This is a genomic window from Streptomyces sp. NPDC046866 (assembly GCF_040704625.1).
Classification (GTDB): domain Bacteria; phylum Actinomycetota; class Actinomycetes; order Streptomycetales; family Streptomycetaceae; genus Streptomyces.
This window is the reverse complement of record NZ_JBEYXN010000023.1, coordinates 106426-125623: the sequence shown is the minus strand read 5'-3', so window position 1 is coordinate 125623 and position 19198 is coordinate 106426. Positions and strand designations below refer to the sequence as shown.

Below are 19198 nucleotides of genomic sequence, written 5' to 3'. Positions count from 1 at the left end.
AACACCTCGAAGCGGACGTCCCCGAGGCACATGCAGTGAAACCCCGACAGCGATTCCACGGCCATGGCCGTCCTGAGCCGGGCCGACTCCGCCGGCTCGGAGAGGTCCACCCGGATCTCTCCGTCCATCCCTACCCCGCTCGCCGCGCTCACCCGGACCACGTGCGCCCGCCGCAGCACGCCGTCCAGCGCTGTCGACCTGTCCATCAACCGATCCCTCCCCGCCCGGGCCGCAGAGGCCGCCCGATTCCACCGCAGCTCCCGACCGCCTCGCAACCCGGTTCCCCCGCGCCCACAGTCCAGCACGTACGCGACGGGCGTCGCTGCACGACGGGGTTACGCCCCACCTTGGACCGACCGCCCTGTCCCGAGACCGGCCGGCTATCGGCCGGCCCCGGCCATATTGCGGCCAGGCGGCCCAGGACGTTCGCTCGTACCGGCTGGGGAGATAAGCCCGTACGCCGACACCGACATCCCAGTGGAGATCGGCCTCTGCCGTGCAGGGGGCCCGGGTGTTCCGGGAGAGGAAGACCGCCGCCGGGAAGGGGCTCCCATCACCCCAAAGTGACCGAGTCTGCGCTCAGAGCTCATCGATGGAGACGACATCGTGGTCGGCGGGAGGTCGGAGCTGGGTGACGGTGTCGAAGTCGTAGTAGGTGATCTCGGACGGCTGTCGGCCGGTCTCGGTCCGCTTCAGCAGGTAGGGGCGGCCCTGGGCTGCGATGTAGTCGGTGATGGTCCCGCCCTGCGAACCGGGATAGGTGAGCGTGAAGGCAGGTTGTCCGTCAACGGTGGTGGAGGCGCCAGGGGTGATCTCAGGGTTCTGAGCGAAGAATCGAACGTGTTCGAGCGGGCCGCCCTGCCCCACGCCCCAATTAGCGTCGGCTGGTTAGGGTCTCCTTACCTCCTATTCGTGACAGAATACGAGGTAGTGAGGGAGCGTCACGCGACCTCAGGGGGAAGGGTTGAGACCTTGACTGTTAGCGAGTCGAATGAGGCGCGGGGTCGCGGCGACGAGCCGAAGCGGCCGGTCGGCCACGAGGTCGACTTCCCGCCGGTGGAGAACGGCGTGGACTACCTCCAGAGTGTCGTCGAACACCTGACCGCGGAACAGCAGCCCGGCCCGCGGCACCTGAAGTACGCCGTGCTCCACCTCCAGGCCGCCGCCGAAGTCCTCCTCAAGGCACGCCTCCAGCGCGAGCACTGGAGCCTGGTCTTCGCGGACCCCGGCCTGGCCACCCGCCGCACGTTCGAGGCCGGCGCCTTCAACAGCTGTGGCATCAAGGAGACCATCGCCCGTCTCAAGGACATCGCCCGCGTCAACATCGACGACAAGGCGGTCGCCCACCTGGCCGACCTGACCAAGGACCGTAACGCCCTCCAGCACTACGGCCTCACCCACAACGCCCGAGCGGTCGAGTCCCGCGCGGCCAAGGTCCTCGACTTCCTGGTGACCTTCGTCCACACCGAGCTGCTCCCCGCCCTAACGCCCATCGAGGCGCAGAAGGTGGCGGGCACGCTGGAGACGGTCGGCGAGGACGTCCGCATGATCCAGTCCTTCATCAAGACCCGGCTCAACCGTCTCCGGGGCGACTTGAAGGACATCCAGGGTGCGACCGTGGAATGTCCCTCTTGCGACCGATGGGCGCTGGTCGTTGGCGGCCAGGAAGGCGAGCCGACCTGCCATTTCTGCCACGTGGACTGGGGCCCCCGCGGAGCCAACGGGGCTGCTGACCTCTACGTGTGGCAGCGGTCCGAAGACTTCGGGTCGGTGGCGCGCTGCCCATCATGCGGCGTGACGGCGTTGATCGTCGGCGAAGTGTCCGTGGCTGCCGCGCCGATGACAACCTGTTCCCTCTGCTTTGCCTGCGGCACCAGGCATGACGATCTTCCAGCGTGCAACGCCTGCGAGAAGACCTACGTGCCGGACAAGCACACCATCGGCCTCTGTGGCTGGTGCGAACACGCCGCCACGCAATAGGACAGTTCATCCCGTACGCGGACCGTACCAAGGCACAGTCGGAACCCGCCCCCGTAGCAGAGAAGGGGAACCACCAGTGAGCACCAGCAGCACCGTCCCGGAAAACCAGCTGTACCGCGACCTCGCCCCCGATATGAAGGCCCGGGACCGGCGCCTGCGCGTCACCGCGGTCCGGGACGGGCGTGCCGACGTTGTCGTCGAACACGACCTCGGCGGCCAGGCCGGCAGGAAGACCCACGCGAGCATCGCCCGTCTGAGGTCCGCTGCCTTCGAGCTGCTCGAGGACCCGGCCGACACCGATCCGCAGTACCTGGCCATGCTGGCCGCCGTCGCCGAGGTCCACCGGCCCGGAGCCACCCCGCCGGACTGCGCGCGTGCAGCCCTGCGCGTCCTGCGCGACCTCCTGCCCGCAGGCCCGGCCGTCCGCAGCGACGTCAGCAGCCGATGACCACGAGCTCAGCCGTCAAGGTGCCCGAAGCCGAGATCGTCGACGCCGAACTCGTCGACGACACGGCCCTCATGCCCGTGGTCGACGCTGCCTCCCCGGCGCCGGCGTATGCGGTGACCCGGCACACCGTGCTAGGCCCCGGTGAGCTCCCGCCCCGGGCCGACGAGACGACGCGCTTCACCGAGATCGACTTCGAGGTCCCCGAGGGCGTCAAGAAGCGGCTGAACGAGCGCGGCGCCCGCAACACCCGAGTCAACCGGGACTCCACACGCATCCGCTTCGAGCAGTGGTGCCAGAGCCAGGGCCGCATCGCCCGGCCGACCACCACCACGGCGAACGTGGCCGCGTACTTCGGACACCTCATGGAGAAGGGCAAGCCGGACGGCACCAAGTACAGCCCGGACAGCCTCCTGGCCTACTGCGGGCGGATCGTCTCCTGGTACCCGAAGGGCGAGCGACCCGACGGCTCCCTCATCCGCGAAATGATCGAGGACTACCGCCTCGAGGAGTACATCCCCGCCGGCGGCGAGCCGGAGAAGTCCGCAGGCCTGACCCTCAAGTACCTCGTCAAGGTCCTCGCCGCCATCGACGAGACCACTCGGATCGGACGCCGCGACGCCGCGATGCTCGTCCTGCAGTACGGCATGCTCTACCGCTCCGTCGAGGTCACCAACCTCCTCGTCCGGCACGTCCGCCTCGACACCGACGGCGTGTGGGTCTGGACCGCGAAGTCCAAGACCCGCCGGAAGGGAAAGGGCAGATGGCGCTTCATCCGCGACCGGGCCGACCTGCGGATCGTCGCCCGCATGCGGGCCTGGCTCGCCGACCTCCGAGAGCTGTTCGAGCCCACCCAGCGGGACCAGAACCCAGCCAGCGGCGAGCCTGCCTACCAGCCGAACAAGCCCCTGTTCCGGGCCCTGACCACCCTGGGCAACCTCAAGCGCCGCACGAACGCGACGGTACGCGGCCTGTTCCTCACCGGCCGGGCCGTCAACGAGATGGTGAAGGCCCGCGCGGCCGCCGCCGGCGTCGCCTTGATCAACGGTCTCAAAGTCACCTCCCACTCCCTGCGGGCGGGCCCGAACACCGACCTGGCTGAGGCTGAGGTACCGCTCGCCGAGCGCAACGAGGCAGGCGACTGGAACGCGGACTCCACCCTCTCCGACGACGTCTACAACCGGCCCGACGGCAGCATCGACATCAGCAAGCGTGACCCGCTCGACGCGGTCCCGCTCTACGGCGGACCGGCGCACGCCGCGGTCGCGCAGGCCCGCGCCGCGGCTACCGTAGTGCGAGAGGAGTGATCCGCCGCATGAGGCGGCATCCCACCCACCCGCGTAAAATGGCAGGTCAGGGCCCTTGCGTGCGGATCGGTAGCCAGGTGGGTATACCGGTTGGCATACTCGGATACATGGCAGACACCAGTGTGAAGATCGACGATGTCACCCGTGACCGACTCAAGGCACTGGCCGACGCCGCGGGCGTGTCCATGAAGGATTACCTCGCGCGCGTCGCCGCGGAGAAGGAACACGAGCAGCTGCTGGACACTGCCACGGCTGCGTTCCGGCGGGCCATCGGTGCGCCGGGGGTCCTGGACCGGTTCGACGCCGACTTCGGCGGGCTGCCGCCAGCGGCCGCCAACGAGACCCCGCGGGCGGCCTGAACCGGTGGAATTGCTCGTCGACTACCGATGGCTCCTGGACCGCCAAGAGGACATCCTTCGCTCTGACCTGACCGTCAACGACCTCTCCGTGCTGGTCGGCATGGCCGCCCGGCACCGGGTCAACACCCCCCGTCTGGACCAGGCGGACCCGGACGCGTTCTGGCGCGCCGCCGTGTTCCTGGAGGAGTGCGTACTTCTGCGCCCCCTCCCTGCGCGCAACGAGGCATACGGCTACGGTGTCGCACTCGCTTACCTGGAAGCCTCCGGGAAGCGCGTCGATGCCAAGTACGAGCTGTGGCGCGACCTCATCGTGGACATCCGGGCTCTGCGACTCGATTCGTACGGCATCGCGGACCGACTCCGATCCCTGCAGGTCGGCTGAAGCTGGCGGTCTCACCGCTGTGCGCCCTGCAAACCGCACACCTCCACCCCGAGAGATCACCGATGAACAGCCCCTTGCCTCATCGACGCCGCCATCTGTGACGGCGACATCGTCACCGCGAGGAAGGCCGACAACGCGGACCACGGCGACATCGTGGCGGCCATGCTGGACGGCGAGGCCACGGTCAAACGCCTGCGCCGCGAGAACGGCCAGGTCTGGCTCATGCCGCACAACCCGGCGTACCAGCCGATCCCCGGGACGACGCCATTATCCTCGGCAAGGCGGTCGCCGTCCTGCGCGCTCTGAGCGCCCCACGCCCCCGACAGGCCCCCCGGCGACGCGGCGCTGCCGGCTCTCACGAGCCGGCAGGACCGCCAGCCACAACCAGCACGACAACGGGACCCGAATTGACCCTGACGCCCGGAGCACGCGTGCCGGGACGGACCTGGACGGTCCGCCTCACCGGCCACCCCGACCACACCGTGTCCGTCACCTGCAGCACCGCCGCGTGCCGGATGCCGCCCCGCTCGAAAGACGCTGCGAGCATGCGCCGCTTCGCCGCCGAGCACGCCAAAGCCCACGCACGCCTCGCCGGCGCCCGCCCCAACGCCGCCTGCAGCTGCAGCAGCGCAGGATGCGCCCTCCACGAAACCCGCGTCCACTGCACCGGCACCAGCCTGCTCGTCCTCGTCCACAACCCGGCCATCGGCCAGGTCTGGACCCTGGCCGAGGTCTGCCAGGCCTGCGCCCGCCACATCCACCACATCACCATCCTGGCCACGACCAAGCCTGCCCTCCCCACCCCCGCAGCCCCCTCCATGCAGCAGCCGACGCAGCGCACCGCAGTGCCGGGCGGATTCTCCTCACCGGAAGCCGCATCTGATCCCTCACCGGGGCGCCGCCTCCACCGCGCCCACCGTCAGCGCCGCTCGCGGGGCTGACGGTGGGCGCGGCCTATCCACCGGGCCTTCGCGGCTCGGCCGGACCCTCCGGCGTGTGACTCACCATGGCGCGGCTGCAGGTTCGGGTGACGCCGTAGCCGGTGTCGTGGAGGGCGGCCGTCCAGACCTCCCGGTCGAACCACTTGATGATGTCCGGCTGCATGGCGGTGATGGCGGTCCTCCGGGCCTGCCAGTCGGTGGTCCCCTTGTCCTGGCAGCCGGTACAGCCGTCCTCGCCGTGGATGTGGCCGGCCATCCATGCGGTGACGGCGACATTGCGCCGACTACGACGCTGGGATGCACGGCTGGCGCGCCCATGCCGACAACCGCACTTGCCGCGTCGCCTGGACCAGTCAGGGCACCGCATCCCTAGTCATGCCCTGGACGAACCAGTCGGCTCCCTGACTGTTGGCCGGGCCCGGCCGACGACGTGCGCGTCGGCCGCCGTACTCGGTTTCCGGACGGTCGGCGGGAGCGCCGCGCGGCCCGTTGTGTGCGCCAGAACCGGACGTGCCTGGTGCAGAGGAACTCCAGGGAGTCCTCACGCAGGCCTCGGGTCTTCACGCCGGTCGGCCCGGCACTGCCGGTTAGGGTTTTCTCCATGGGGTGGACAACGGGTCATGTGGGAGGAACTTTGCCGGCCGGTCAGGGCGTGCAGGGCTGGGTTGCGCCGAGCGCGATCGAGCGGGGGCTGTACGAGGCGAAGGCGCGCGGGGATTGGCCCGCGTACTACGATCTCGTCGCCCATGCGGACCTCTACATGATGCAGTCCCGGGCCTACGTCGACACCAGCTCCGGCCATAGCCGCTTCCATCCCTACTGGAACCCCCAGACGCAGACCATGTGCCTGGCCGTCTACACGGCCGGCATGCTGCCGGAGCCGCAGCCCGACCCGGTCTACAACGGCTACACGCTGGGCTGGTTCGCCCGGGTGTGGGAGCCTCACGACCCCCCGTACCTCGTCGTCAACCCCGGCAGCCCCTGCGAGGGCGTCCTGCCCGCCGGGCCGGAGGGTCGGCAGCTGTGGCAGCAGCACTACGCCGCGGTGAAGAGCCACGGACTGGCCCCGGACGCCATCCACACCCTGGAGCAGGGCGGACCCCTCTCGGGCCAGGTCGCGTTCGGCCTGGCCGCCGGCGCACACATCGCGGTGGCCAACGGCCGGTTCTGGAACTCCATCGCCTACCACGGCTGCGGCTACAGCGACGAGAAACGCACCCTGGAGCGGTGGTGGGGCGTCACCACCCGCCAGAAGTGGCAGGACAGCCAGCACAGACTGCTCACGGCCGACATGGTCAGCGGTGTCTGGGAGTTCGTCCTGCAACTGCGCCGCGGGATGGCCCTGGACTTCGCCGGTCCCATCGAGGCCGACCACTGGCGCCGAGCCGCCGAAAACGTGGTGCGCCGCCGGGCCGAGGCGGCAGAGCAGCCCCGGCTGACCCCGGACGGCGTCACCCAGGGCCAGCCGGTGTCCCCGTCCGAGCTGGAGGGCCAGGTGACGGGCGTGCACCGGCTGATCGGCCGCATCACCCGCTACGAGGCACGCTTCCGGGCCGACGGGCTGCTGCCCGAGGGCGGCTACGTCCGCAGCGTCGAGGCGTGGGACTACGGCCGCGCCTCCGGCATGGCCCGCTGGGGCCTCGCCGCCCGCCTGTGCACCCTGGCGGAGGCCGAGGCCGCGGTGGTCCGCGCCGGACGCCTCGTCCAAGCAAACTACCGCTCGTGGGAGGACTTCTCCGCCGCGTACATCCTCGGCCGCTGCCTCCACTTCGACGAAGAGGAGTTCGGCGAGTGGTACGAGACAGTGCTCGCCACCCACCGTGTCCTGACCACCGACCCCGCCAGCCCCTGGAACACCCTGCCCTGGGAGTAAGAGTGCAAAGGCGAGCAGTTCTGGGATGTGGTGCTGGTCCGCCCGGACCCGGTGGCGGAAGGTAGCGCCGATCGGGCCATTGACCGCGGCGCTTCCAGCGGATCCGCTTGGACGTGGGCGTGGGTGACGTCACGGCTCTGGGCCTGGTAACTACCGGGCCCAGGAGTGGTCCGGGCTACCGCAGACCCTTCATTGCTGTGGTGACCTGGTCTTGGGCACAACGGTGCTCTTCGGCGTGTACCAATCGGCCTGGTAGTTCGGATGAGCCCACACCGGCCGTTCGGTGCTGTCCGGGGCGGGGGCGTCCGCGAAGCGAAGCCCCTGCCTGTTGCTGCGAAGGATTCCGGCGGTCCAGCCGTTGGCGGGCACGGCTGTCGTTCGATCAGCGCTTCGACGTCCCACACTGCTTTGATGCCCTCGTCGGTGAGCCAGGGGATCACCATTCCCATGACCTGTACGGGGGCTGGCCGTATTGCAGCGAAAGGGCTCGGCAGGTGTTGAGGATGAGGGTGTCCCTCTGCTGGGCCTGTCCTTCCTGCAACGCCCGAAGGGATCCCGTGGCCCTCGCGAGCTGCTCCCGGAGATCGGCGACGGTCTGTGCCGCCAGCTGGCCGGCCTGCTTCTCGATGTCGAGGGCGAGCGAAGCGCGAGCTTGGCGGCGCTCGCGCGGAACGAGCGAAGAACGCCGCCTGATCCTCTCCGACGGTGCGTACGCCGCACGCGCGGCCAGGTGCGGCGCGAGCCCGGCGTACGCCCTCAGGTGCAGTTCCGCGAAGGTGTCGGCGTCCCAGTCCTCGGGCCGGACGTCTTCCGCAGGCCAGATGTAGGCCCAGGCTCGGCCGCCGCCGCTCGTGGTGACCGGGGTCAGGGTGTAACGGACGTCCTCGAACGCGTCCAGCACTGCCCACTCCCAGCTGGTGAGGTCGGTGAGGAGCAGCCCGACGGCGACCGCGCCGGGCGCCGGGACCAGGCCGGGCTACGGATCCGAGCCGAACCCTTTCCCCCGCCGGCAGCTGTGTACGTGCTGACCACGGGCAAGCTGGTACGGGACCGGATCCCTGAGATCATCCGCGCGGACGGACTTGAGCCAGAGGTCTACGTGGCCGAGCCGGCGGAGTACCGGGCCAGGCTCCGCGCGAAGCTGGTCGAGGAGGTGGCGGAGTACATGGAGGCGGACGAGACCGACGCCCCCGAAGAGCTCGCGGACGTTCTCGAGGTCGCCTTTGCCCTCGCCGCGGACCTCGGCGTCGACGCTGCCCAGCTGGAGAAGATTCGGGCGTCCAAGGCCGAGCAGCGGGGTGGCTTCTCGGAGCGGATCGTCTGGACCGGCAACCGCTGACCTGTGGTGCCGGTCCCGCAACACCTCTACAGCTGGAGCTTGGCCAGCACGATGTGGCTCACCCCGGGCAGTGGCAGCCCCACCGCCGCGGGGGCAAGGCCGGCATGGCGGGCGAGCGCGGTGGTCTCCGTCGCGCTGATCCCGCGCTGGAACGTCCCCTTCCCCTCGCTCGACCAGTAGCCGTCTACGAACGCGGCGCGGTGTGCCAGCCACCGCGCTTCGCAGACCTCGGACCAGTGCCGACGCCGCCTGGGCCAGCCCTACGGGCTGACCCAGGGCCTCATCTGGCGCGGCCGGGCCGACGTTCCGGAGCAGCGTTTCTGCTGGGTGCCCCTGGCGGTTGGCTGCTCGCACCCTGAGCTGGCTTCTCCTTGCCTTGTCGTGTGGGCTGGGTGGTAGTGCTGCGTGTCCTGGCAGCAGAAGCGTCGACTCGCCGGGGATGGACGACTGAGGCGCTCTGCGCCGGTGCCAGTGCCAGAAGACGTTTCGGGCCGTCCACCGCGATGAACGCCTCCAGCCCGCCGGGCGCAAAGCCGTTCTTCCAAGCTTCGTTGCCTGCGCGGTATGCCGTGCGGATGTCCGACGTGTGGTACTCCAGAGGAGGCTCGACGGTTCGGACCTTCCTGCCGAGGATCTCTCCGAAGCTTGCGTTTCGAATCAGATCAAATCCCTCACCGCTGGCGGTAGGGAAGACGAGGTCGACCCTTTCCGGAGGAAACATCTGGTTGAATCCGTCCGGGTCAAGTTCCGGGCGGTTGATCACGCGCACGGTGACCCGGTCCTGGAGCCCTGCTGCCTCGATGGTTGCTTGCCAGAATCCGGCACGCTCGTCGGCGGACATGGGGTTCTTCGCTGGTGAGGTGTTCGCCTCGCAGCCGGCGTAGAAATCACGGAGGTGTTCAGGAATGTGCGGCATTTGGTCTGGTCGGGCCTCCAGGTCGAGAACTCCTAGCTCCAGGGACGGGAAATCGCGAAGAATTGTGCGGACGGTGTCCAGGTGAGCGATGGAGACGATCTGGTATCGGCCGAAGGTGACGGCAGGCCGGTCGGCGATGGGACCCGCGCCCGCGTCGGGATGTAGCAGGGGTGCCGCGAATTCGAGCGCCCGCTGCAGCCGTGGTTCCCATTCGGGTGCCATCCGGGCCTGCAGGCTGGCGTGCAGGGTGAGGTAGGAGCGGCTCTCTTCCAGGGTCAACCGCTCGTTGCGCAGACCCTCTACCACGGCGCGCGTGGGCACCGGCAGGCGCAGCTCGCCGTTGTCCATGCGTTCGTTGCGGTGGACCGGTTGTGCGTTTCCGCGCTGGTAGACGGACTGGACGGCAACGCGCGGGTCCGCGTCAAGCCAGTCGGCGACCTCGGGAAGGTGGGCGTACCGCTGGTCGTGTAGGTCTGCGGCGACGATCCGCCCCTGACCTGTCGTCTCGTGACCGAGTTGGTAGCGCTCCAGGATGCCTAGTTCGCTCATGGCGGCAGGCGAGGCGAGCAGCGCCGCTTCAATCCGGTAGGGCGCCCTGCCGTCGGCCTCTGCGGACAGCTTGGCGAGGAGGCGATCTGTGACCTCTCGGTCACGCAGTCCGTGTTCGACGATCAGATGCGAGCCGCGTTCCACGAGGTAGTCGATCGCGGACTCGAACCAGATCCTTGCCTGAGCCTGGATGAGATCATCGGCTACCTGCGGACCGTGCGCGGCGCGCAGATTCTGGTAGTCGGGGTGGAATGCGCGAACCGCGTCCACATCGATCACGACGGGCCGGGCGTCCTCGGGGTAGGTCGCCCTGATGTCCTGCGCGAGAACGCTCTTTCCGGCGCCCGGCGGCGCGCTCAGTATGGTCGCTACGGGCTCGTCCTGTAAGACGGCGTCGGCGAGCAGGGTTTGGGCGATCTGCTCGAAGATCAGGTCGGACTGCTCCTGCGGCAGTACGTACGTCCGGTCGACTCCCGGGTCCGTCACCGGCTCAGACCCTCCCTTATGGACTTCAGGACCGGCGCCTCACGGTTCAGGACGGCCTGAACGGAGTCGGCGTCCCGCGGGTCGAGCGTGTTCAGCAGGGCAGCCCAGCGGTCGCGCTTCTCGGCCCATTCCCGGTCGGCGTCCACCTCACCGGCGCCCACCTGGCCGGCGGCGTGACCGATTAGCTGCAGGAGAACGTCACGTGCCACTTCGTAAGCCGCGCCGCCTTGCAGGGGAAGCTGCCCCGCGATTCTTTCCGTCATCGTTTCCGTACCTTTCTATACCCTTGCCCGAGAGTGGCTATAATCCATAAGTCAATTGACAAGGAGGCGGGTTCTTTATGTCGAACTATATCGGTTGGATTCGGTCCCGTGTCGGGAATTCTTTGATTCAGCTCAACTTCGCCGCTGCATGTGTGGTTACCGACGAAGGGGTCTTGTTGCAGCGCCGCGGAGACGACGGTGCATGGGGTTTCCCGGGCGGGGCGATCGAGCTCGGCGAGTCGGCTGCCGAGGCCGCGGTACGGGAGACTGCGGAGGAGACCGGACTGCACGTGTGCGTGGACACGTTGCTGGGTGTGTACACCAAATACCGGCACACCTATCCCAACGGCGATACGGTCCAACCGATCACCACATTCTTCTGCTGCTCGGTTGTCGGCGGACAGTTGGGTGGCCAAGACGGGGAGACTCTGGAGCTTCGGTACTTCCCCCTGTCGCAGGTGCCACCGCTGACGAACGCTCAGCACCACGATGCACTGTCCGACCTGCGGCTGGGCCGACACGGCGTCTTCCGCTGAGGTCCACTATCGGCGAGGTCCCTTACGGGGCGGCTCGACGCTGGGCTGCGCATGAGCGCCGGGGGCCGCGGTGGGGGGTGCCTCGCTGCGGCCGCCGGCGACCGTGGTGGAACGGGAGGTCGCTGCCTTTGTGCCCACCACGGGATGGACCGCCCCCCGTAGCCGTGTCCGGTTCTGGGTGGCCGTGAATACGGCGGCGTGCTCCTCGACGAGAGCGGCAGCGCGTTCGGCGACGGCGGGCGTGCCCAGAACATAGGCGGTCTGTCCGTCCGCCACAGGAAACTGCAGGCACCGCCCGCCGGCAGCCTGGACGGCCGCCCAACCCGCAGCTACGTCCCACGGCTTCGTGCCGATCCCGACATAGGCGTCCAGCGCCCCGGTTGCGATGTCGAAGAGGTCGCAGGAGGTGGATCCCGTGCGTCGGAAGTCCTGTACCTCGGGGATTAACCGGATGAGGGTCGAAAGCGTCAAGGGGCGGCGTTCCTCGCTGATGGACACACTCACCGATACCAGGGCGGCGCTCAGTTCGTCGGTGGCAGACACTGCTGGTGTGCCGTTTCCGGACACGATCGTCCCGGTCTCGTCGCAGGCGATCCATCGGCCGGTTGCGGGCCGGATGATCGAGCTGGCCGCGGGTACGCCATTCACCTCGGCAGCAACGGCCACGGCGAAGTCGCTGCGTCCATGAGCAAAGTTGGCGGTGCCGTCAATGGGATCGATGATCCATCGGACGTTCCCGCTGCCTTCCTGCTGGCCGCCCTCCTCGCCGAGGATGGCATCGTGCGGCCGGTGCTGTCGCAGAAAGTCCGTCACCGCTCGCTCCGCCGCGGTGTCCACGTCAGTCACCAAGTCGCGGTGCGAAGACTTGGTGCGGACAGCGAAACCGCCCTCACTCTGCGCGGCTGCAATGACATCACGGCCGCGCTGGGCCGCCTCAAAGGCCAGCTGCCCGAGTTCCGATAATTCCTTGCCCACGGCGCTCCCCCTGCTTCTTCAACGGTATCCGTCATTCTGCCGCCATGCCCGGGCGTCAGCCAACTGTGATCATTCTCGCCGTTCCTGACTCGGCCTCGGACCGATGGGCTCCATGTCGTGGGGTAACGTATGCGCGCGGCCGAATGCCCCCACGGGGATCACGCTGAGGGGTCGGCACGAGCTCAGCAGGCTTCGATCACCGCTCCACTCTCTGCACGAGGGGACCGCTGGAGCCCTCGGCCCGTCTCCACACTCCCCCGCCGAGCCAATACAAGCAGTGAACCGAGCCAAGATGCATCACGGCTTGGAGACTCGCCGCTCAGCTCGTTCGATCGGCACGTAGGGTTCGGAGATGGACATAGTCAGCGGTGTCGTGGGTGTCGCATACTCGCACTTCTGCATTGCCGAGCACGTCGAGGAGAAAGTCGAGGGTGTCGACGAAGTACCGGGCTTTCACACCCACGAGCCCGTGATCGTCACACCCGGCAAGCTCACCATCGTCAGTTGCCTCCAGGAACACGATGCTTGGGTGACTCTCATGGTCGCCGAGGCCGAGCCGGTGCAGCAGACGGAGCAATGGCAATCGCTTGGTTCCTGGCTGTACCGGCCCGTCTCCACAGGCCGAATGGGAATCTCCGGCCCCACCACCGGCCCTGCCGTGCCTGCGATGGGCTGGCTTCCAGGTAGCCAGGGGTACGCCCCAACCCTCACGCTTCAACCGTCGACGGTCTACACGGTTCATGTCTACGCCAAGGGCCGAGAGGACTCCCGAGCCCGGTACGAGGCAGCGATGGGCCGCGAGGAATGGGGTATCCACGAGGGATTCGAGGACTACGTAGCCGTCTTCGTCCCCGTCGGAGAGCATTCCTCCCGGACGGCAAGTCAAACGGCCAGCTGAGCGACAGGCGCGGGCGTCCTCGGGCTCTCCCGGCCGTCACGGCCATTGCTGTGTGGCGATCGGGGGCCCTCGCAGACCCAAGGACCCTGAAGCAGCGCGACACTGGTGGGCCTTGATGGCCCTATTGCTGGACCTCAAGGCCTGAGCCGACCGGCCAACGCCAAGGCGCGGCCCTCGGCTACTGGGCCGTACTTCGGCTCTGCTCTGAGCTCTGCGGCGGGCTGTACCGGTCGATGCCGGCAAGGACCTTCCGGTCCAGCTCCAGCGCGGCGTCGATGTCCTTGCGCGTGAACCGTGACGGATCCTTCGCGTACATCTCCCGCCCCCGTTCGGAGGTGAAGCGGTCCTCCGGAATCCGGTCGGCGCCCTCCGGCAGGAACTTGGCGACCTCCTCGAGCGCGGCGGTCCCGTACGCGGCTGCCGAACGGATCTCGCGGTGTTCGGCGGCCGGGGTGCTCAGCAGCCTCAGCCCCGACTCGGTCGACATTCGGTCACTGACCCACAGGAACTCGCCGGGGTCGATGATCTGCGAAGGCTCGGGACCGCCGAACGCCGGGGGCGCCGGAGGCCGGTCGTCGGAGATCGTGAACGCGTAGGAGCGTGTACGACCGCACTGGGGGCAGACACCCTCGTACATGCTGACAAGGACCCCCTCGCGGTCCTCCAACCGGTGCTCCCGGTCGAACTGCGTGGCGCCGCACACACAGACGTGAAGATCTATGTAGAGGTGCGCTTCCTGCGCCGAACGAGCGATCAACATGTCATGATCCTACTGGAATCGGCATGTCGAACGGGGAAATGGCAGTGGATCTGCGCACCGGCGAAGGACGGCTGTTCGCCGCCCACAGCCGGGGACCCGTCATGACGCTCAGTCCGGCCAGATAACCCGCCGGTCTGCGGCCCCTCAAGCGCAATGCGGACGTCGTAGTTCGACTCCGCCGGAATGCAGCAGGGGAGCGACTGCCTAAAAACTCACCTCTTACAACGGCTAACGCAATGAGGTGGATCGCTTCTGGTTGCCGTGAGGGGTCATCCCCGCGGGTGCGGGGAGCAGGAGCTGCTGGCCCGAGAGGCGGCCGGAACCGCCGGGGTCATCCCCGCGGGTGCGGGGAGCAGACCGCTGCTGACGTGCGTGCCATCAGCGACCTGGGGTCATCCCCGCGGGTGCGGGGAGCAGGAGCGACGTCCCCTTCGGGTGGGTCAGGGCGTGGGGTCATCCCCGCGGGTGCGGGGAGCAGCGGGAACGCCCCGCGCGAGTCCTCATCAGTTCGGGGTCATCCCCGCGGGTGCGGGGAGCAGTGTTCTTCCAGGGCCCCGTAAACCTTGTGGCAGGGGTCATCCCCGCGGGTGCGGGGAGCAGCGGTCGGAAGCGTGATCGTGAACGCCCCGGACGGGGTCATCCCCGCGGGTGCGGGGAGCAGGGCGATGGGCTCCAGCGTCACGCGAACCTCGTGGGGTCATCCCCGCGGGTGCGGGGAGCAGCACCTCGGGCGCCGGACGAAGCAGGAGACCAAGGGGTCATCCCCGCGGGTGCGGGGAGCAGTCCTACGGGGTGGGCGGGGTCGAGGCCCCGCGGGGGTCATCCCCGCGGGTGCGGGGAGCAGGCGACGAGACCCTCGATTTTCCGGATCAGGTAGGGGTCATCCCCGCGGGTGCGGGGAGCAGCACCTGCTCGCCAGGTCGCGGCAGGTCGTTCCGGGGTCATCCCCGCGGGTGCGGGGAGCAGTCGACCTCGGCGCACGCGGCGGACGACGTCCAGGGGTCATCCCCGCGGGTGCGGGGAGCAGCGATGCGGCCGCCGCCAGGGACGTTGATGCGAGGGGTCATCCCCGCGGGTGCGGGGAGCAGTACTCGTCGTGGTAGCGCTTCTTGGCGAGCCAGGGGTCATCCCCGCGGGTGCGGGGAGCAGGCTTCTTGACCTGGGACTCTAAGCGGGGAGCGCGCCATTTTCGAGCACTTTCGCTGGATCCGGCAAACAGGTTATAGGACCCACAAACAGGCGAACCCTCACGTCCGGGATACGCACGCCCAGGCGGGCTCGGCAGGATCCATCCCTCCCGGTCGGCATGTCGGCGCCCAGGCCGATGCCCGGGCGGTATGGCGAGGGCATCGAATCGCCTGACCCGCAGTCATCACCCGCCGTAAGGTGCACGGTAGTGATCACCGATGACGGGGGCGGGCGTGATGGAGGCCGAGCGTCGGCGGCGTAGCGGCGTCGTCGGGTACTGGCGGGCGGTCGAGCTGTTCAGTCCGCAGAAGATCCCCGCGCTGTCGGCCCGGGAGCGGGTGTATCGGGTCGAGCCGGGCAGGCCCGTGCCCTGGGAGGCCGGGCATCCGCTGCGGTCGATCCCCCTCGAGCCCGGCTACGGCTGGCAGCACGTCGTCTACGGCGGGGCGTACGCCCTCAGCGCCGTACGCGACACCCTGCTCGACGTCTTCGGGGAGAGCGGCGAGGACCATGACGGCCGGATGGACGGTGACACCGCCCTGTTCGCGCTGACCGTCACCGACGAGGGCCGGCTGCTGCTGGACTCCCCCGTCTTCTCCTCCTGCGCCTGGGCCACCGGCCGCGCTGTCTCCCCCGGCCCGGGCAGCCGCGGCTGGCTCGACGGGTTCGAGGAGGAGGTCGACACCTGGAGCAGCCGGGCCGCCGACCTCGGCGAACCCGTCAAGGCCGCCAATCCTGCCGAGACCGGGGAGTCCGTCGGAGCGAGCTCCGCCGAAGACGAGGAGGACCAGGACGAGGAGGAGTCCGCCGTCGGCGCCGGCGTCGTCACGGCCGCGCACCTGCTGCAGTTCACGGGCGAGTTGGCCCGTGCCTGGGGTGTCACCGTCGCGCTGCGGCCCGAAGAGGTGCGCGTCCGCAGCGTGGCCGTACGCCTCGACCACGCCGCAGCGAACAGCGCCGACCAGCAGGACTTCCTCAACAGCTTCATCGCCGCCGACCTCGACCAGGTCGCCCGCGCCCTCTCCCGGCAGGACCCCGGCGCGGGCCTCGCTGCCTATCTCACCCCCGAGGCCGCCTTCGACGCCTGTCGCCGCATCGACCTGCGGGCCCACCCCGAAGCCGCGCTCGCCGGTGCGGCTCCCCACCGGACGCCGGTCGGGCGGTGGCCGGCCGATGCCGAGCACCCGCTCGCGCTGAGCCAGCAGTTCGCCGTCAACGCCGTGCACGCCGAGCTGGCCCCCGCCGCCGGAGTCTTCGCCGTCAACGGCCCGCCGGGCACCGGCAAGACCACCATGCTGCGCGACTGCTTCGCCGCCGCCGTCGTCGAACGCGCCCGGCGCCTGGCCGCGCTGCGCCTGCCGTCCGAAGCCTTCGCGCAGCAGGCCCCGTACGTATGGAAGAGCGGCGACTACACCCGTACGGTCACCCCGCTGCGACCGGAGTTCACCGGCTTCGAGATGGTCGTCGCCTCCGCCAACAACGGGGCGGTCGAGAACATCTCCACCGAGATCCCCGCCCGCGAGGCGCTCGCCGAGCCGTGGCGGGAGGAGGCCGACTATTTCGCCGAGCAGGCCACCCGCCTGCTCAAGGGCGAGGACGCCTGGGGCGCGGTCGCCGCGCGCCTGGGCAGCAAGAAGAACCGGCTGGAGTTCGTCAACCGCTTCTGGCACGGCAAGTACCGCCAGACCGACGCAGGCGCCCCTCCCCCGCCCCCCGTCCCGGCGCAGCAAGCGGGCGGCAGCCGTCGGCGCCCCCGCAACGCCTGGATCGACAGCGGCGCCGGCCTGGCCCACCTGCTGCGCCAGTGGCGCGACACCCCGCAGAGCGGAGTGTGGCGTGAGGCCAAGCAGCGGTTCGTGGCCGCCCTCGCGGAAGCGGAGCGGCTGCGCGACGAGCGGGCCCTCGCCGCGGAGGCGTACGCCGGCCGCGGGGCGGCGTACGAGTCCCTGCGCCGGACGGAGCTCGCCGTGGCGCAGGATGCGGCGGAGCTCGCCCGCGTGCGGGAGCTGCTGCCGCCCGCCGAGGCCTCGCTGGCCCGCGCCGAGCAGGCCCTGGCGGAGGCGGAGCGTACACATCAGGCGCATCTCGCGCGTCGACCCGGTTTCACGGTCAGCCTGTTCACGCTGGGGCGTGCCGCGCGCGACTGGCACGCGGACGAGGCCGACGCGGCCGGCCTGGTCGCTGCCGCCCGCGCGGCGCGCGATACGGCGCAGGCCGGACGGGACGGCGTCCGGGGAGCCGTCGGCGCAGCGGCAGCCCGCCTACGGGATCGGCAGGAGGCTCAGCGCGCGGCGCACGCCCACGCGGAGCGGACCGAGCAGGCCCTCGCGGCGGCGCGGAGCCGCTGGGAGGGCTTCGTGCCGGAGGACTCCTGGCTCACCGACGACTCGGCGCGCGAGCTCGCCGCGCCCTGGTCGGACCCGGAGATCACGAGGGCGCGCACCGAGGTGTTCCTCGCCGCTCTCGAACTCCACCGGGCCTTCCTGCGGTGCACGGCCCGCACGATGTACGCCAACCTGATGGCAGCCATGGACGCGGTTGCCGGGGCGGTTCCGAAGACCGTGCCCGAGGCGCATCTGCGGGCGGCCTGGCAGAGCCTGTTCGTCGTCGTCCCGGTCATGTCGACCACCTTCGCCTCACTCGATCGGGTCTTCGGGCGGCTGGGGCCGGAGGCGCTGGGCTGGCTGTTCGTCGACGAGGCCGGGCAGGCGACGCCGCAGATGGCGGTGGGCGGCATGTGGCGGGCCCGCCGTACGGTCGTCGTCGGCGACCCGCTGCAGCTGGAACCTGTGGTGGTGCTGCCGTGGACGGCGCAACGGGCGCTGCGCGACGACTTCGGCGTCGCGGAGGAGTGGGCGCCGGGACGTACGTCGGTACAGCAGCTCGCCGACCGCGCCAACCGCTACGGAACGCTCCTGCCCGCGGAACTCCCCGACGGGCGCCACGAGGTGTGGGTCGGCTCGCCGCTGCGGGTGCACCGGCGGTGCGACGAACCGATGTTCTCCATCAGCAATGCGGTGGCGTACGACGGCTTGATGGTCCAGGGGACGAAGCGGCGCGATCCGTACGTCTACCGGCCGACGAGCAGCTGGGTGAACGTGACCGGGGCGGAGGCCGACGGCCACTGGATCCCGGAGGAGGGCCGCGCGCTGCGGCGCATCCTGGAACGGCTGGGCAAGGAAGGCGTGGACCTCGCGCGGGACGTGTTCGTGATCAGCCCGTTCCGGCAGGTGGTGGCAGGCGCGCGGCGGGCTGCCCGGGACCTGGTGCCGGCGGAGCGGGTGGGTACGGTGCACACGACGCAGGGCAAGGAGGCCGACGTGGTCATCCTGGTCCTGGGCACGGACCCGCGCCGCCCGGGCGCCCGCGCGTGGGCGGCTTCCCGTCCGAACCTGCTCAACGTGGCAGTAAGCCGTGCCAAGCGCCGCCTGTTCGTGATCGGCAACCTCGAGTCGTGGCGCGACCAGCGCTTCTTCAACACCCTGGCGGAGGCCCTGCCGTCCCACACCTGGCACCCGTCACAGCAGGAGGACCACCACCGCCTATAGAGACCTGGGGCGGGACCACCTGTCCGGAGACCGCCGCAGGGCCTGGCTCGTATGGACTCGGGCAACAGCATCAACGACCCCGACCACATGATGCTGCACGGTCCCGGAGCAGCGGGGGCCGCGACCTGCCCGGCAGCGCCGATAGGTCACCTCGCCTGGCGTGGGGGCCCCCGCGGAACATCCCCGGCGCAGCCCCGGATCATCCCCACGCATGTGGGGAGCAGACAGCGGCGGAGACGCGGGCTTCCTTGTCGCGCTCATCCCCGCGGGTGCGGGGAGTAGAAGTCGTTGTGGCGGTTCTTCACCAGCTTCTCGGGGTCATCCCCGCGGGTGCGGGGGAGCAGGCTTACTGAGCTGCCACTTCAGGTGAGCCGGAAGGCGTGCTCGAGCGGAAGCCTGACCCGACGCCGTCCAGAAGGGCCAGCACACCGACCCCGCCTCGAACCTCGACCC

General features: G+C 69.6%; 20 protein-coding genes, 1 pseudogene and 1 CRISPR repeat array. Of the genes and pseudogenes, 13 read left to right on the top strand and 8 right to left on the bottom strand.

The genetic code is table 11. The annotated features are described in order from the left end of the window. On the bottom strand, positions 1 to 206 hold a 206-nt coding region (locus tag AB0953_RS28100), incomplete at its 3' end, for a hypothetical protein (protein ID WP_366862361.1). A gap of 373 nt (positions 207 to 579) precedes the next feature. After that, positions 580 to 867 carry a hypothetical protein gene (locus tag AB0953_RS28095; protein WP_366862360.1) on the bottom strand — a complete coding sequence of 96 codons (288 nt, stop codon included), beginning with the start codon at positions 865 to 867 and terminating at the stop codon, positions 580 to 582. Between the two features lie 105 nt (positions 868 to 972). Here AB0953_RS28095 and AB0953_RS28090 point away from each other — a divergent pair, with 105 nt between their 5' ends. The 7 genes and pseudogenes from AB0953_RS28090 (at position 973) to AB0953_RS28060 (ending at position 5414) form a co-directional block, all read left to right on the top strand. Continuing rightward, the gene (locus AB0953_RS28090) at positions 973 to 1980 is read left to right on the top strand and encodes a hypothetical protein (RefSeq protein WP_366862359.1); all 1008 of its coding nucleotides are present in this window, start codon (positions 973 to 975) and stop codon (positions 1978 to 1980) included. Between the two features lie 76 nt (positions 1981 to 2056). After that, positions 2057 to 2428 carry a DUF6354 family protein gene (locus tag AB0953_RS28085; protein WP_366862358.1) on the top strand — a complete coding sequence of 124 codons (372 nt, stop codon included), beginning with the start codon at positions 2057 to 2059 and terminating at the stop codon, positions 2426 to 2428. Continuing rightward, the gene (locus AB0953_RS28080) at positions 2425 to 3732 is read left to right on the top strand and encodes a tyrosine-type recombinase/integrase (RefSeq protein WP_366862357.1); all 1308 of its coding nucleotides are present in this window, start codon (positions 2425 to 2427) and stop codon (positions 3730 to 3732) included. Before AB0953_RS28085 ends, AB0953_RS28080 begins: the two co-directional genes overlap by 4 nt. Before the next feature lie 107 nt (positions 3733 to 3839). Further along, positions 3840 to 4091 (top strand): antitoxin MazE7, encoded by a 252-nt coding sequence (locus tag AB0953_RS28075; protein WP_366862356.1) that lies wholly within the window; start codon positions 3840 to 3842, stop codon positions 4089 to 4091. 4 nt (positions 4092 to 4095) lie between these two features. Then, positions 4096 to 4473, top strand: coding sequence for a toxin Doc (locus AB0953_RS28070; RefSeq protein WP_366862355.1), 378 nt, complete (start codon positions 4096 to 4098; stop codon positions 4471 to 4473). 78 nt (positions 4474 to 4551) lie between these two features. Beyond that, a pseudogene (locus AB0953_RS28065) lies at positions 4552 to 4778 on the top strand (S24 family peptidase); the annotation flags it as partial. Between the two features lie 126 nt (positions 4779 to 4904). Continuing rightward, positions 4905 to 5414 carry a hypothetical protein gene (locus tag AB0953_RS28060; protein WP_366862354.1) on the top strand — a complete coding sequence of 170 codons (510 nt, stop codon included), beginning with the start codon at positions 4905 to 4907 and terminating at the stop codon, positions 5412 to 5414. Between the two features lie 13 nt (positions 5415 to 5427). On the opposite strand, the gene AB0953_RS28055 is transcribed toward AB0953_RS28060, so the two are convergent. Further along, positions 5428 to 5670 (bottom strand): hypothetical protein, encoded by a 243-nt coding sequence (locus tag AB0953_RS28055; protein WP_366862353.1) that lies wholly within the window; start codon positions 5668 to 5670, stop codon positions 5428 to 5430. 345 nt (positions 5671 to 6015) lie between these two features. Between AB0953_RS28055 and AB0953_RS28050 the strand changes: the two genes are divergently transcribed. After that, complete coding sequence (locus AB0953_RS28050; RefSeq protein WP_366862352.1) at positions 6016 to 7287, top strand: DUF1266 domain-containing protein; 1272 nt, start codon at positions 6016 to 6018, stop codon at positions 7285 to 7287. A 436-nt stretch (positions 7288 to 7723) separates the two neighbouring features. Here the strand turns inward: AB0953_RS28050 and AB0953_RS28045 are convergent, their stop codons facing one another. Further along, on the bottom strand, positions 7724 to 8257 hold the full coding sequence (locus AB0953_RS28045; protein WP_366862363.1) for a hypothetical protein: 534 nt from the start codon (positions 8255 to 8257) through the stop codon (positions 7724 to 7726). A gap of 51 nt (positions 8258 to 8308) precedes the next feature. On the opposite strand from AB0953_RS28045, the gene AB0953_RS28040 reads away from it, so the two are divergent. Further along, on the top strand, positions 8309 to 8626 hold the full coding sequence (locus AB0953_RS28040) for a nucleoside triphosphate pyrophosphohydrolase (protein ID WP_366862351.1): 318 nt from the start codon (positions 8309 to 8311) through the stop codon (positions 8624 to 8626). Positions 8627 to 8665: 39 nt separating this feature from the next. Next, entirely contained in the window at positions 8666 to 8806 is a 141-nt protein-coding gene (locus AB0953_RS28035) for a hypothetical protein (protein WP_366862350.1), read from the top strand. Positions 8807 to 8906: 100 nt separating this feature from the next. Here the strand turns inward: AB0953_RS28035 and AB0953_RS28030 are convergent, their stop codons facing one another. Both AB0953_RS28030 and AB0953_RS28025 read right to left on the bottom strand, forming a co-directional pair. After that, positions 8907 to 10577 (bottom strand): zeta toxin family protein, encoded by a 1671-nt coding sequence (locus AB0953_RS28030; protein WP_366862349.1) that lies wholly within the window; start codon positions 10575 to 10577, stop codon positions 8907 to 8909. Next, the gene (locus AB0953_RS28025) at positions 10574 to 10786 is read right to left on the bottom strand and encodes a hypothetical protein (RefSeq protein ID WP_366862348.1); all 213 of its coding nucleotides are present in this window, start codon (positions 10784 to 10786) and stop codon (positions 10574 to 10576) included. The genes AB0953_RS28030 and AB0953_RS28025 overlap by 4 nt, the downstream gene beginning before the upstream one ends. Before the next feature lie 131 nt (positions 10787 to 10917). Between AB0953_RS28025 and AB0953_RS28020 the strand changes: the two genes are divergently transcribed. Beyond that, on the top strand, positions 10918 to 11376 hold the full coding sequence (locus AB0953_RS28020; protein WP_366862347.1) for an NUDIX domain-containing protein: 459 nt from the start codon (positions 10918 to 10920) through the stop codon (positions 11374 to 11376). Between the two features lie 6 nt (positions 11377 to 11382). On the opposite strand, the gene AB0953_RS28015 is transcribed toward AB0953_RS28020, so the two are convergent. Beyond that, complete coding sequence (locus tag AB0953_RS28015; protein ID WP_366862346.1) at positions 11383 to 12351, bottom strand: inositol monophosphatase family protein; 969 nt, start codon at positions 12349 to 12351, stop codon at positions 11383 to 11385. Positions 12352 to 12703: 352 nt separating this feature from the next. Here AB0953_RS28015 and AB0953_RS28010 point away from each other — a divergent pair, with 352 nt between their 5' ends. Then, on the top strand, positions 12704 to 13249 hold the full coding sequence (locus tag AB0953_RS28010; RefSeq protein WP_366862345.1) for a hypothetical protein: 546 nt from the start codon (positions 12704 to 12706) through the stop codon (positions 13247 to 13249). A gap of 178 nt (positions 13250 to 13427) precedes the next feature. Here the strand turns inward: AB0953_RS28010 and AB0953_RS28005 are convergent, their stop codons facing one another. Further along, a complete protein-coding gene (locus AB0953_RS28005) occupies positions 13428 to 14009 on the bottom strand; it encodes a hypothetical protein (protein ID WP_366862344.1) in 582 nt (193 codons plus the stop codon). A gap of 265 nt (positions 14010 to 14274) precedes the next feature. After that, positions 14275 to 15158: direct repeats of the CRISPR family, unit length 29 nt; unit sequence GGGGTCATCCCCGCGGGTGCGGGGAGCAG. 257 nt (positions 15159 to 15415) lie between these two features. Between AB0953_RS28005 and AB0953_RS28000 the strand changes: the two genes are divergently transcribed. Next, positions 15416 to 18745 (top strand): DEAD/DEAH box helicase, encoded by a 3330-nt coding sequence (locus AB0953_RS28000; RefSeq protein ID WP_366862343.1) that lies wholly within the window; start codon positions 15416 to 15418, stop codon positions 18743 to 18745. The last annotated feature ends 453 nt before the right edge of the window (positions 18746 to 19198 follow it).

Bases quoted from the DNA above. Each gene is read 5' to 3' on its own strand.
- AB0953_RS28080 (WP_366862357.1), top strand. From the start codon at position 2,425: ATGACCACGAGCTCAGCCGTCAAGGTGCCCGAAGCCGAGATCGTCGAC.
- AB0953_RS28075 (WP_366862356.1), top strand. From the start codon at position 3,840: ATGGCAGACACCAGTGTGAAGATCGACGATGTCACCCGTGACCGACTC.
- AB0953_RS28055 (WP_366862353.1), bottom strand. From the start codon at position 5,670: ATGGCCGGCCACATCCACGGCGAGGACGGCTGTACCGGCTGCCAGGAC.
- AB0953_RS28050 (WP_366862352.1), top strand. From the start codon at position 6,016: ATGGGGTGGACAACGGGTCATGTGGGAGGAACTTTGCCGGCCGGTCAG.
- AB0953_RS28020 (WP_366862347.1), top strand. From the start codon at position 10,918: ATGTCGAACTATATCGGTTGGATTCGGTCCCGTGTCGGGAATTCTTTG.
- AB0953_RS28010 (WP_366862345.1), top strand. From the start codon at position 12,704: ATGGACATAGTCAGCGGTGTCGTGGGTGTCGCATACTCGCACTTCTGC.
- AB0953_RS28005 (WP_366862344.1), bottom strand. From the start codon at position 14,009: ATGTTGATCGCTCGTTCGGCGCAGGAAGCGCACCTCTACATAGATCTT.
- AB0953_RS28000 (WP_366862343.1), top strand. From the start codon at position 15,416: ATGACGGGGGCGGGCGTGATGGAGGCCGAGCGTCGGCGGCGTAGCGGC.